At 43.1% G+C, this 12,452-nt stretch carries 12 protein-coding genes and 1 riboswitch; of the genes, 7 read left to right on the forward strand and 5 right to left on the reverse strand.

The window, feature by feature from the left end; translation table 11 throughout:
* Nucleotides 1–4: 4 nt before the first annotated feature.
* The gene (locus tag BM210_RS07905) at nucleotides 5–322 is read right to left on the reverse strand and encodes an ArsR/SmtB family transcription factor (protein ID WP_091166273.1); all 318 of its coding nucleotides are present in this window, start codon (nucleotides 320–322) and stop codon (nucleotides 5–7) included.
* A gap of 235 nt (nucleotides 323–557) precedes the next feature.
* On the opposite strand from BM210_RS07905, the gene BM210_RS07910 reads away from it, so the two are divergent.
* Complete coding sequence (locus BM210_RS07910) at nucleotides 558–1,712, forward strand: YecA family protein (protein WP_177237707.1); 1,155 nt, start codon at nucleotides 558–560, stop codon at nucleotides 1,710–1,712.
* Between the two features lie 259 nt (nucleotides 1,713–1,971).
* Here the strand turns inward: BM210_RS07910 and BM210_RS07915 are convergent, their stop codons facing one another.
* Together BM210_RS07915 and BM210_RS07920 are read right to left on the reverse strand one after the other, a co-directional pair.
* The gene (locus BM210_RS07915) at nucleotides 1,972–3,381 is read right to left on the reverse strand and encodes a sensor histidine kinase (RefSeq protein WP_091166277.1); all 1,410 of its coding nucleotides are present in this window, start codon (nucleotides 3,379–3,381) and stop codon (nucleotides 1,972–1,974) included.
* Nucleotides 3,378–4,067, reverse strand: coding sequence for a response regulator transcription factor (locus BM210_RS07920; RefSeq protein ID WP_371263452.1), 690 nt, complete (start codon nucleotides 4,065–4,067; stop codon nucleotides 3,378–3,380). Before BM210_RS07920 ends, BM210_RS07915 begins: the two co-directional genes overlap by 4 nt.
* A 283-nt stretch (nucleotides 4,068–4,350) precedes the next feature.
* Here BM210_RS07920 and BM210_RS34695 point away from each other — a divergent pair, with 283 nt between their 5' ends.
* Together BM210_RS34695 and BM210_RS07930 are read left to right on the forward strand one after the other, a co-directional pair.
* Nucleotides 4,351–4,500, forward strand: a complete 150-nt coding sequence (locus BM210_RS34695; RefSeq protein WP_177237708.1) for a hypothetical protein — start codon at nucleotides 4,351–4,353, stop codon at nucleotides 4,498–4,500.
* A 57-nt stretch (nucleotides 4,501–4,557) separates the two neighbouring features.
* A complete protein-coding gene (locus BM210_RS07930; RefSeq protein WP_091166284.1) occupies nucleotides 4,558–5,958 on the forward strand; it encodes a PfaD family polyunsaturated fatty acid/polyketide biosynthesis protein in 1,401 nt (466 codons plus the stop codon).
* Nucleotides 5,959–6,254: 296 nt separating this feature from the next.
* Here the strand turns inward: BM210_RS07930 and BM210_RS07935 are convergent, their stop codons facing one another.
* Nucleotides 6,255–6,824 (reverse strand): ribonuclease H-like YkuK family protein, encoded by a 570-nt coding sequence (locus tag BM210_RS07935; protein ID WP_091166285.1) that lies wholly within the window; start codon nucleotides 6,822–6,824, stop codon nucleotides 6,255–6,257.
* Between the two features lie 600 nt (nucleotides 6,825–7,424).
* Here BM210_RS07935 and BM210_RS34700 point away from each other — a divergent pair.
* Nucleotides 7,425–8,081, forward strand: coding sequence for a hypothetical protein (locus BM210_RS34700; protein WP_218184903.1), 657 nt, complete (start codon nucleotides 7,425–7,427; stop codon nucleotides 8,079–8,081).
* 136 nt (nucleotides 8,082–8,217) lie between these two features.
* Here BM210_RS34700 and BM210_RS34705 read toward each other — a convergent pair whose 3' ends face one another.
* On the reverse strand, nucleotides 8,218–8,385 hold the full coding sequence (locus BM210_RS34705) for a hypothetical protein (protein ID WP_177237710.1): 168 nt from the start codon (nucleotides 8,383–8,385) through the stop codon (nucleotides 8,218–8,220).
* Between the two features lie 74 nt (nucleotides 8,386–8,459).
* A riboswitch (cyclic di-AMP (ydaO/yuaA leader) is annotated at nucleotides 8,460–8,606 on the reverse strand.
* A 207-nt stretch (nucleotides 8,607–8,813) separates the two neighbouring features.
* On the opposite strand from BM210_RS34705, the gene BM210_RS07945 reads away from it, so the two are divergent.
* The 3 genes from BM210_RS07945 (at nucleotide 8,814) to BM210_RS07955 (ending at nucleotide 12,432) form a co-directional block, all read left to right on the forward strand.
* Nucleotides 8,814–9,098, forward strand: coding sequence for a hypothetical protein (locus tag BM210_RS07945; RefSeq protein WP_091166287.1), 285 nt, complete (start codon nucleotides 8,814–8,816; stop codon nucleotides 9,096–9,098).
* A 40-nt stretch (nucleotides 9,099–9,138) separates the two neighbouring features.
* Nucleotides 9,139–9,447, forward strand: a complete 309-nt coding sequence (locus BM210_RS07950; RefSeq protein WP_091167640.1) for a hypothetical protein — start codon at nucleotides 9,139–9,141, stop codon at nucleotides 9,445–9,447.
* A gap of 102 nt (nucleotides 9,448–9,549) precedes the next feature.
* Complete coding sequence (locus BM210_RS07955) at nucleotides 9,550–12,432, forward strand: hypothetical protein (RefSeq protein ID WP_143101015.1); 2,883 nt, start codon at nucleotides 9,550–9,552, stop codon at nucleotides 12,430–12,432.
* Nucleotides 12,433–12,452 lie beyond the last annotated feature (20 nt).

The raw sequence follows: 12,452 nt of genomic DNA on the forward strand, positions 1-12,452 counted from the left end.
TATGTTAGGAGTTGCACTGTTTTTCAATGGCTAATATGAGTTGTTTAAGTTGATCAATGGGCTTTTTTACTGTAAGGAAATAATAATTTTCAGTCCCTTTTTTTTCAGAACTAATAAAACCAGATTGCTTTAACACTTTTAAATGATGCGAGATTGCCGGTCTTGAAAGGTTTATATGATCCGTTATCGAGTTGACATTAAGCCCTTTTTTATCAGCGGCCAGCAACATAATTATTTTTTGCCTATTCTCATCCGTTAATACATCCAAAAGAGGTATACAGTCCTTAAACTGCTGAAGAACATGTTCGGTGTTTATGCTCAAGTTATCCCTCCTTATTGGTTTAAATGTTTAAACTAACAATACAAGGACACTTCTCTTATGTCAACTGAAAGAAAAAGGTATGCCGAACGAAATAACACTGAAGAGCGATCCGTATCATAAAAAAGCAAGCACGAACATGAAGGCTTATAGCAGTCCTCCCATATAAAATTTTATATTTTCGATACGATAAGATACAATATAGCCATATCAAATGGATAGAAGAAGGGAAATGAGAATGGATTTTGCAAAAAAGTTAAGAGATTTGAACATCCAACATGCGATAAAAGGTGAAGTTTCAACAAAGCTGAAGGATAATCTTCAAGTCCTTACAAAGGAGCGATTAAGTTTACTGGCTTCCAGTTACGAGCTTCCAGGTCGATCTAAGATGAAGAAGCAGGACCTTGCAGATGCACTTTACAAGCACATTACGAATGTCAATGTAGTGAGAGATACCTTGTTAGTTGCGGAAACTGAGGAGTGGGAATTAATAAATACGCTTCTAAAGGCTCCTTATGTTCAGGATGACACGCTGTATCCAGGGATGTATTTGTTTTTGAGAGAGAAAGGTCTGCTATATTCGTTTTATAAAGAGGAGAAGATGTATTTCTTAATTCCTGAGGAGATCAAGGAAGCCTATCGTAGCATACCTCTGAAGGCTTTCCTTGAAGACCGTGACCGCTTACAGTTAATTTTACAGTATATCCATGCATCGGCTAATTTATATGGGACCTGTCCACAAGGCAAGGTCATCGAAATTTTCAATTCACAAAATAAATGTCAATTGACTGAGAACGAGCTTGTTGATGTTTATGTAAAGATTTCAAGCAGGACTCAAACGTGGTACTTAAAACGCGGCGATGTAATTCATGAGCATTTTGACTACGATAACAAAGATGATAAAGATGCACTTCTTGAGGGAGTTAAGGATAAACCTTACTATATTCCAGACAAGCAGGAGTTTCTAAAGTACGCAGAGTCGGATTATTTCGAAAAGACTCCTCAGTTGGCCATTTTGCATAAATATATTTCACAGCACCTATGCAAGGATAAATGGCTTGTAGACTCCCTCGTGGAATATATTCAACTTGTTTGCTCCATGGAAGAGCCGTTAGCCGCAATCATGAGTGAGTTTGAGCGAAGAGATATTCGTTTCAACAAAAGGGAGCAATTGCAGGTGATTATGCCATTGATTGTAGATGTCTATAATCACACTAGGATTTGGTCCAATCGTGGGCACACACTTGCCGAGCTAGGTTCAAGCTCCAGCCAGAAAACAAATAATAACAATGTTATATATCTTGACCAGCAAGCAGCGTCTGTTAAAGTGGGGAGAAATGAGCCCTGCCCATGCGGGAGCGGGAAGAAGTATAAGAAATGCTGCGGCCAGTGAGGTATCAAAATATTTATAATTCAGAGCCCAGAAGAGATACAAACACACGAGAACTAATTGATACAATTCGGTAAGAATGTAAGAGCAAATGAGAAGGTAGAGTCATAATAAACGGAGGGTTACTCTGAAGGCGGTTGTAATAAACTGCCTAGGAGTAACCCTCGTTTTGTTCTAAAGTAGATGTAATTTCATTCAGTAGCGGAAGAGCTCATGCTGGCTTTTATGGCACATTGGTTGGACGCAGGAAGAGTCAACGTTACTATTCAGAATGATGATTTGGCAGCTGGATTACGAACACAGTCTTTTCAAAAGGGACACTTGTCAAGGTAATCGATCCATCATGGAGGGCAATGATTTCTTTGACAATGGATAGTCCAATGCCGAGTCCTTCGCCTTTTCTGCTGGCATCAACACGGTAGAACCGTTCAAAAACATGCTCTTGATCCTGTAAGGGAATGCCGCGTCCTTTATCGATAACCGTCATGAATAGGGAATCATCCTTTTCTGTAAGCCCGATCTCAAGATAATGGCCTTCTGATCCGTAACGGATCGCGTTGTCCAATAGGTTTCGCAGCGCACGTTCGATTAGAGAGGCATCAAACCAGGCTTGGATATCCTCGTCCGGGATATTTACTTCAACCGTGAAGTTTTGCCCCTCAATAAACATCAGGTAGTCTACAGCAACTTTTCGAATCAACTCAGATAAATTATGCACCTCAACATGCAGCTCTAAATTTCCCTCATCTTGCCGAGTAATATCTAACAATTGATCTAATAGCTTATCGATATAACGAGAGCGATGCAGCAAAACTTTGGCACTCGCTTGCAGTTCCTTCTCATCCTTATACAATCCGGCGCGAATCGTTTCTGCGTAGCCTAAAATCATCGTTAGTGGGGTGCGAAGATCATGGGAAAGATTAGACAGCAGCAGATTTCGTCTGGTGTCAAATTGCTTGATTTGTTCGCCCTGATTTTGAATACGACGAGCCATGGCATTATAATGCGTAGTGAGCTGGCCAATTTCATCCTTTTTCGTGTCCTCTAGTACAGTGATTTTACTTTGGAGGTTAAGCTGCCCTATAGCATGGTTGAGCTTATTGATGCGTTTGTTCATGGAAGAGAAAAACCATAGAGATAGCAGATAGGGAATTAATAAAGCAACAACTAACGGTAGCATAAGATTAAACATGACTTTATAACCACGCATATAAATATAAATTTGCCCATCTTTCATATCGTTACTGGATAAGCTTATGAGCAAATAATAGGGGTGATCCTCTTGGCTAATGGAAAAAGTAAGCGTAACTAGCTCATCAACCCCCCATAGGTTCTGGGGCATATAAAGCATTCGATTTGCAAGCTGCCCAAAGTCATAGGTTTTCTTTTCTCCGAAGGTATCATAAATCGTCGATCCATCTGCTGAAATCCATTCAAAACGAATATCAGGATGGTTGCTATGAGCATTATCCAGTATTGGTGTTATGTCTTCGACATGAAAAGCTTGACGCGCTGTTATCGTATCAAGGACTTCTTGCGAGATGGCATTCAGGCTATTCAGACCATAACCTCTATCTCCTTCACCTATATAAAGACTAAGTGAAGTAAACAAAAGAATACTGATGATTGCACTAATGAGCATAAGTAGCCAAAGCTTTGTTCGACTTTTCATTGTCCATCTCCTGAGAATCTGTAACCGATTCCACGTATGGTGTGAAAGTAATGAGGCGAACCCTCCGTGGGTTCAAGAATGTTTCGCAGTCTGCTAATAAAAACACTTAAATTGTTATCGTCAAAGTTTTCATGATTCCACACTTGCTTGTAAATTTCTCTTTTGGTTAAAACGCGGTCTGGATTTTGCATGAACATTTCTAAAAGTCGGCACTCTACCGGGGTTACAGAAAATAATTTCCCATCATTTCGAAAAAGAAAGTTATCGATGTCTAGCACTAATTTATTTAAACGTAGAATCTTGGCAGGATAAGAAGAATGAGGGCGATGTCTTCTTAACTGTGCTTGCACACGAGCAACCAATTCCACTGGACTAAAAGGCTTTGTGACATAATCATCTGCACCTAATCCGAGCGTCGTGATTTTGTCTTGTACTTTACGTCTTGCACTAAGCGCAATGACTAACGGTGCAACATTTGCATCTCGCAAATATTGCAACACCTCAAATCCGTTGCCATCATCCATCATGAGGTCCAGTATCAATAATTCTATGGCATATTCCTGTAGGTATTGAATAGCTTGTCGTCCTGAGTTGGCTTCTATGACTTGAAGTTCTGCTTGTTCCAAATGCATCCGAATTAACTGACGAATTTCAGGTTCATCATCTACAATTAAAATTTGATTGATGGTGAATCATTCCTCCCTCTCCAAGACATGGAGCCAATCTTGATCACACCCAAATCATAACAAGAATAAATAGAGAAATACACATTTGAATGCTATTCATTAAGAATCTATTAAGAAAAGTAATTCATTATCTACAAATCTCTTAAGATTTCATTAAGAATAATGGACTATTTTATCTATTATAATGATTACAGAAGTATAGCAGATAACGTTGATCATTTTAGAAAAACGTGCTATCGAAACTGATGATAGAATTGTACCGGCTCGTGAGGATGAATCCATAGTGGGAAATTGGAAGAGTAACTGGTTTAGTGCATTCATGGCCGCAGTCTTGCTGTTCGGCGGATTATGGCCGGGGTTGGGCATACATAAGGCGAAGGCGGCAGGACCGACGATTTTTTATGTGAAAATGGCGACAACCGCTTCGTTCTAATGGGAGAGGCGACACGGGGGGAAGCAGCAGTTAAGCAGCAGTTCTGTACTTCCGGCTATGTATCCCGAGTGGTTGGGCGATCGCTCCTTTTTAAACGTTCATCGCGTTCGGTTTGCTTACATCGCCGGGGAGATGGCGAATGGAATCGCGACAACTCAAATGGTCATTGCTATGGCCAGAAACGGAATGCTAGGTTTCTTCGGGGCGGGTGGGCTTTCTCCTGAACGCATAGAACAAGCAATAATCGAAATCCAATCTGCCTTAGATCCGGAAGGGATGTCTTGGGGGATCAATTTAATCCACAGTCCGAACGAACCGCTGATGGAAGAAAAGACCGTGGATCTATTTCTCCGTCGGGGCGTTGTCAGAGTGTCGGCTTCCGCTTTTATGGGTTTAACACCCGCAGTCGTACGATACGCCTGCAGCGGGCTTCATCTGGATGCCGCCGGAACCATTCGCCGCAAGCATTATTTGTTTGCCAAAGTTTCCCGCCCGGAGGTAGCGAAGCATTTCATGTCACCACCGCCAGCTCGCATGCTGGAGGCGCTGCTGGCCAAAGGGCAGCTCAGCGAGGAAGAAGTCAGACTTGCTGCCCATCTGCCACTTGCGGAGGACATTACTGTCGAGTCCGATTCCGGCGGGCATACCGATAATCGTCCATTGGCGGCCTTGTTTCCGACGATCTTGGGGCTTCGTAATGAATTGATGCGCAACTTTGCATACACGAAGCCGATCCGAATCGGTGCTTCCGGAGGTATCGGAAATCCTGCAGCAGCAGCAGCTGCTTTTGCCCTTGGAGCTGCTTACATTATGACGGGTTCTGTCAATCAATCGGCGATCGAGTCCGGATTGTCAACGGAAGGAAAGAAGATGCTGGCGGCAGCGGATTTGGCCGATGTCATCATGGCACCCGCAGGAGATATGTTCGAGCAAGGAGTAAAGGTACAGGTTCTTAAGCGGGGAACGTTATTTAGTTCCAGAGGCTTCAAATTGCAGGAATTGTACCGAACTTACCGCTCGCTTGAGGATATACCGCGTGAAGAAATCTTGAAGTTGGAAAAGGAAGTGTTCCAAGAGAAGCTGGAGAATATTTGGCAGGATACACAGCAGTTTTTCCAAAATCGTGACCCCGGTCAAATTACCAAGGCCTTGGAAGATCCCAAGCGTAAGATGGCACTTATTTTTCGCTGGTATCTTGGCAAGGCCAGCCGCTGGGCGATCGAGGGGACAGAGCATCGCAGACTCGATTATCAGATTTGGTGCGGTCCGGCTATGGGTGCATTCAACGCCTGGGTCAAAGGAACCTTCCTGGAGCTGCCCGATAGGCGAACAGTCGTGCAAATTGCACTCAATTTACTTGAAGGTGCGGCCGTTATTACAAGAGCGCAGCAAGTAAGAAGTCACGGACTCAATGTCCCACAGGAAGCATTTGCATTTATTCCACGACCGCTGGGTTAAGATATTACTAAATAAAATGGAGAAAATGACGGACTTCTCGATGTGTTGCCAGAAAGAAGCTAGTAAGAGGATTCATGCTGAAGAACATATTATTTCATAAGCCACGCAGACGCAGGATGAATAATAATGGATTTGTCATATAAGTTGAAAAATCGGCTGAAAAAAGTTGTTCTGCCCAATTTCCCTTGATTTTTATCAAAAGCGATCCGATTTTTAGGTCGTAATATTATTACTAAAAATAAGGACAACCATCAAACCTGGTTGTCTTTTCTTGTATCTAAAAACGATCATGGAATTCACACGATAATTTGATGTTTCTTTTTGGAATATCGGTTGGCGTATGCTGATGCTACATAAGAATCCGGTTTAATAATCGGAACCATGCCTAACGATTCTACACGCAATACCATTTCCTCTACATACAAAGACGTTTTATTTTTCACGTGATCTGAACCTGCATCAATGTGAATATACGATTCCAATGAAGCTCCATTATACACAAAGGGTAGAATGATATCCTCCATTTCCCGACGTTTATCATCACAAAAAAACAACGCAATCTCCTCGCTTAATGCGGTTTCAGTGGAGAGCTTTTCTTTGATCGAAACCATGGACCGCGGAACGATAACCTGTCGATAGCAGGCCCAAGCTCCGTTACCAGGTCGCTGGATTACCACGCCTGTAATAAATTGTGTATAACCATTATGGACCTGACAATCGGTACCTATAATAAATTTATAGACTGCTTTGGGATCAAGCTTTATAAAACCGATAATTCGCTGATGAACCTGCTCAAGACTTAAGCCTTGCTCCGAGGTATTGCGAAATGTTAACGCATGGGTTAGCTCATAATCTTGATTTTTCATGAAATTCACCTGTACCCAAGGGTCGGTATAGTTCCTCTCTTCTTATTATTCTGGCAGGAGAAGGTGGAATCATGCCACCACTCACGCGTTGATTTAACTACATAGCTGCTGTTCCCTATATATTATGATCGTACCAACAGGATTTGAACCTGTGATCCTATGTACCAATCGTAAGTGTGTTCCAATCTGATCGGCAGCATGAACTGGAGGCTCAAGAAGTAGAGGAGGAACAGGGTGATTGTTCATGATTCATGGTCAACTGTAGTCATCAATCATTATTTTTAATAAGACTGATTATTTTTTATTTTCAATTGACAAATATTGGCCATAGGTTATGATAAATATATGGAAATTTAGGAAAGGAGGCCGATGCAAATGAGCTATAAAGATCATAGTTATCTGATAGTTAATTCTGAATTATTATTATTTCAATCGGCCTCACCGGACGACATGTTTGCCAGATTATAGGATTAAACAAACCTATTGGTACATAATTGTCAATTCATTTAAATTCAATGATCCGGCCACAGGCGAATGACGCTTGTGGTTTTTTTCTGGCGTACGGAATGACTGTAACTGTAGAAAGAGGTTATACGTGAGATGAGGACCTTATATCGTCCAGTCGGACTATATGAAATGCAATTAATATTAAATAGGGGGTTGAAGGGTTTTCCTCCAAGATTGCCAGAGCAGCCGAACTTTTATTCGGTTTTGAGCAAGCATTATGCCGAGCAAATGGCAATGAATTGGAATACGGATGATGCACAATCTGGCTTTTCCGGCTTTGTCACGGAATGGGATATGAACGAATCATATATCAATAAATTGGATAGACAAATCGTAGGCACCGCTCTGCATGAAGAATTGTGGGTTCCTGCAGAGCAGTTGCCTCGTTTCAATACCCAAATCCAAGGCGCAATCAGGCTTATCGATGTGTATTATGGTTCTCAATATAAATGTGAGATTTCCGGAGATTTTGTTTCTGCCGGAACCAATGTGGTTGAACAATTTTTGTTTTTCAAGGTGATGCTCGATTGCAATGCTTTGGATTTGAGACGTGAGGTTGAGAGAAATTGGCAGCTGGTGTTGTTGAACTTCAAATTCTGGGTGCTTGCCGATCCTTTTCAGCTAGGGGTTTCGCGGAAAGAAAAGCAGAGGCTGTTGGGTGAAATGACAAATGCATGGCAGTTTATTAGACCGGAACTAAGGTTGTTAGGTAAGGAAATGATAATTAACGGAAAAAAACATGCAGAATAAACGGATAGAGGGCACGAGATTTTTGGGAATTTTGGGAATGATGAAGTAGTAATCAGCCATATGCTGGATATTAATGGAAGGTATAGGAAGCAGGCTCGGAATCAGAAAATAACGCATAGGCTGATCAAATTTGGTTTCAGTCAGGCACAACGAAGTAATTTTTCCCAAATAGCTCAACACTTGAATTTCCCTCTGTACATTCTTTTTGACGTTCGGCCAAGGAATGGATGAATTCATAAGCAGCGCGCTGATCATTTTCATTTAAGCCTTCCAACATACGAAATAGTTTTTCTTTATGGACCATGGTAAAATCCTCCTATCGAGTATTTTGAAAAACAAAAAAACACAAGGCTAGACCTTGTGTCAAATGAACACATCTATCCTCCTCACTTTCGCTTCCGAAGTTAGCTGACGGATTCGGACTGTGAGAATTAGCCCTACAACATGCATCTGAATGCATATTGATTCACCCCAATTACTTGGTTCCCCCGGTTTTCTATACAGAAAACTCAGCGATTATTGTTAAATATGAAATTGTAATGTTAAAGTGCATGCTCTAATTATAACCCCTATTTCCTAAAAGTGAAACCCTAATCTTTTTTTCTACATAAATCGACTCACGGATATACTAATCGGGTGAAAATTGGTATGATGTATATATAGTAAGATTGGTATGGAAGGTAGCTCATCGAACAGCTGACTTTTTATGGGATAGAATAGGGGTATGGTCAAATGTCTCGGATCTTGGCTCATCTATTTTTATTTTGCGATACGAATAAGGACAGCTCGAAGATGCTAAGAATCACCCGATATGGTTATGGTGAGGAAGTCAGCGAACATGCCTGTGATCTGATCAATTTTGAAATGTCGTCTTACGATAGTTTGAACATTATTGAAAATCAAGGAGAACGCGTATTGTCGTTCATGCTTGAAGGCTGTATTGCAAATTTTGAAGAGAAACACGTCCAATTGTATCACTCGAAAGAACTGTATCTGCTGTTTGAATTTATGGATTAGAAGTAAAAAAATGGTTGTCAAGAAAAGGGGAACACCGAGAGTGCTGATCAAGTTGAATTTCACTATTAAAGGAAAAGTAGCCATCGAAAATTTTACCAACGATGAATTGCTTGAAATTTTTGCGCGGTATATCAATACGTTAACCAAAAAATATGCGGTTGATGCTGTCGTACCCGTTGAAGGAAATCAGAGCATTGTTGCGGATGGTGCTTTAAAAGTGACACTGGAAAATGTAAACTGTGACGTGGATACCTTCTTCAAAGAGTTGGGCAGAGATATTAAAATTCCTTTAAAGAAAAGACTCGAAGGCAAGCTGGATAACGTATTTAAAACAGAGGTTGTTAAATAATTGGTTTGTTTATGAAAATAGAAATAACAGCATCTGTTGCTTGAGACAGATGCTGTTATAGTTTACACGGAAGCAGACCGATGGAATGAGGGAGGGCTCGTTGTGAGTGAACGTATGCCTCATAATCGATCTAGTAGTAAGACAACTACCATACATGCGAGCTCTCCCACCGCTGAGTCGGGGACTCTGAATGCAATGGATTCACAGCAGCTGACGCCTGCGCGTATTCTGCAGCTGCAAAGGACGCTTGGCAATCGCGCTGTTCAAGGTATGGTGCAAAGAATGCGTGACGGGGCTTCCGTCGTGCAGCGGGCAGGTGGGGGCGGCACAGCGGCCCCATCTAGTGGTGTTCCAGTCACACCTGCACCACCTGTATTAACGCCAGCAGAGCAGCGGAAGTCGGATTTGGAAGCAGAGCGAGATAGTGTGGCACCGACCTTGGCGGTTCAAGCTCTTGGGGAAGTCAGAGCGCAGGTCAAGCACGAAGCGACTGCTTATTTGAAAACGGATTCTAAGGCAAAGGGTATACGCGAGAGTGTCACGGAAAAGGCAATAGCAGGTGTAAAAAACAATATAGATGCGGATGCGACGGCATCGGCCAAGGAGAAAGAAGATGCCAAAAGGTTTGCGGCACAGCAGGCAGAAGCAAGTGGTGCCGTAGGTACGGCTTTAGCTGCTTATGCCGAGGAATTGGCTACGGCACAGGTTGTAGAAGATAACAAGACGGAGCTGGAGAAGAAAGCTCGTGAGGGCTATGACCTTGTTGCGCCCAAGACCAAGGTTGCCCTGGATATTCAAAAGAGCAAGGCTGCTGACGAGGCAAAAAAGAAAACGAATACATATGCCAAAACATTAATCAAGACCTATATCGGTACATCCAAATTGGAGATTGTGAGAAACGCAGAGCTGGACAACACGTTTATCAATGCCAAGGTCAATGTGGGTACAGCCGGCAGTGAAGAGATCCAAAAGAGGCACAGTCTGGACGGGGATCTGGCTCTAGCGGCAGATATGGAGAGAGTGTACACGGATGTGCTGGCAGCGCCGATGAAGAAAGCTGCTTTATTAAAACTGGGTGTGGGGCGCAGAGAATTCCGAAGATCTGCTGAGTTGAACGAATTCCGCCAAAAGCTCAAGGACAGCGCACGTGAACAGGCACGGGCAGATATAGATTCGGATGTAGGAACGAATGCGTTGACAGCGTCCAAGGGAGAAATGACGCAGCAATACTATGCGATGATAGCCAAAACCAAGGCTCATGCAAGCTCGAAGGTTTCAGTTGATGCGGTGATGGAGACAGAAGCCGATGCCATTGTGGAAAGGATTACTCCCAAAGTAACCACCACGGAAGATTTGCAGCACGCTGGTAAAACATCGGCGTACGATATAGCAAGAGATCATGCACAAGCAAAGGACAAAATTAAGGAAGCCTCAATTTCTGGGGCCAAGCTGAAGGCAACGGCGTTATTGAATGAAAATAAAAGTAAAGCGGTCAATGAAGCCAGAAAGCTGACTAAGGGCGATAAAACAGTTGCAGGGTCAACTCCCGATGCAGCCAAGACGACTGCAATTACTGCAGATGTCAAAACCAAAGTAACCGATCAGGAAATCGGAAAAAAAGCGATCAAGGAATCGGTTGAAGCTGATAATTTAAATAGCGGATTTATGAAGCTTGGCAAGCTGATTGATCTTTCTACTCCAAATCCAGGCGATGCAAGCTCCTTCGAGATTGAATTAAAAATTCCTTTTGTATCTGCTCACGGCGGAGCCCAGGCTTACTTTTTATTCGGCTTCGGAGGCGAGGCTGAAAGGGAAAGTGACGAATTATCGGTAAACACCCAGATTACATTAGGTGCCGGCTTTCAAACCTTTGGATTTGATGCTAACTTCCGTTTAGGTCTGTTTCTCGAAGCAAAGGGTAAAGACACAACCAATGTAATGAATCTGCTTTCTTACGGTCTGTACAGGCAGGTTCCTCAAAGCGCGGCCGAATACTTCTGGGGCCAAGGCGGTAAATCAGGGGAATCCACGCTAATTGAAGCCGAGAAATGGGCTATGATGATAGAAGAGCAGGATATGAGTGAGAAAGGTTCTGTGGATGTAGGTTTACTAACGAAGCTGGCGATGGAAGCAAATGCGGGAGTTGCTGAATTTTCCGCTGAGCTGGCTTACAAGAGGCTAAGCCGTTACAACAAAGAAGTGATAGCAGAGAAGGGCAAAGATGCAACTGGCGTTAAGCTTCCCGCCAATTTGCGTGGAGCCAGTATCGGCAAGGGCGAGGTGCGTAATGTTGTTGATGCCGCAACCGAGGTTGAGATTAAATTCGGCAAGGACAGCGTTGCCTTTGGGCTTGAGGGCTCCATGGTTGTCATACATGACGGCACCAGATCCAGAATAAGAGAGTTGAGCCTTGAAGCTTCCGGCACTGTACCTTCCCAATTCGGGGAGGAGAGCGGTGATTTTACACGGATTGCATCCAAGATTGCTTCAGCCTGCGTAGGCAGCGGCAAGAACCTGATTGCCTTACTGAAAAAGATTAGTAGTCAGGAGGCGGATAAAGGAACGCGTGCCGTTGGAACTGCTCTTGACGCCGGCAGCGATGCCTTGTTCATGGGTGATCATTTTGACGAGGTGGGAGCAAGCCTGGCAGAGAAAATCCAGGGTGACGAGACTGTAAATGACACACTGCGAAGCTGGATCACAGGCGATGAAATGCGTTCAAGCGCTACTGAAACAGCAAATAAGATTGCTTTGTCCAACTCACTTAAGTTTGCCCTATCCTTTAATAAAGAATGGGATGCCGCAGGTGTCGGCGGCGATTGGGAAGTTGCTTTGGAGGCCAGTCAGGTGAAGTCGATGGAAGTCGACGCCGAAATTGTCAAGGTCGCTATAGAAAAGTCCAAGCGTTTGGGTAAAATTGGACTCGCCAGTAAAGACGGCGTTAAAGGCGTTACGGCTGAGGCTCTGGGTCATGAAATAGCATGAGGTAAGAGATCATAATCTCT

Origin of the sequence: Paenibacillus sp. 1_12 (assembly GCF_900114475.1) — a bacterium.
Classification (GTDB): Bacteria; Bacillota; Bacilli; order Paenibacillales; family NBRC-103111; genus Paenibacillus_S.

Excerpts from the sequence above, each read along its gene's own strand:
- BM210_RS07930 (WP_091166284.1), top strand. The coding sequence starts at position 4,558 with ATGTATCCCGAGTGGTTGGGCGATCGCTCCTTTTTAAACGTTCATCGC.
- BM210_RS07910 (WP_177237707.1), top strand. The coding sequence starts at position 558 with ATGGATTTTGCAAAAAAGTTAAGAGATTTGAACATCCAACATGCGATA.
- BM210_RS34705 (WP_177237710.1), bottom strand. The coding sequence starts at position 8,385 with ATGGTCCATAAAGAAAAACTATTTCGTATGTTGGAAGGCTTAAATGAA.
- BM210_RS07945 (WP_091166287.1), top strand. The coding sequence starts at position 8,814 with ATGTCTCGGATCTTGGCTCATCTATTTTTATTTTGCGATACGAATAAG.
- BM210_RS34700 (WP_218184903.1), top strand. The coding sequence starts at position 7,425 with ATGAGGACCTTATATCGTCCAGTCGGACTATATGAAATGCAATTAATA.
- BM210_RS07935 (WP_091166285.1), bottom strand. The coding sequence starts at position 6,824 with ATGAAAAATCAAGATTATGAGCTAACCCATGCGTTAACATTTCGCAAT.
- BM210_RS07915 (WP_091166277.1), bottom strand. The coding sequence starts at position 3,381 with ATGAAAAGTCGAACAAAGCTTTGGCTACTTATGCTCATTAGTGCAATC.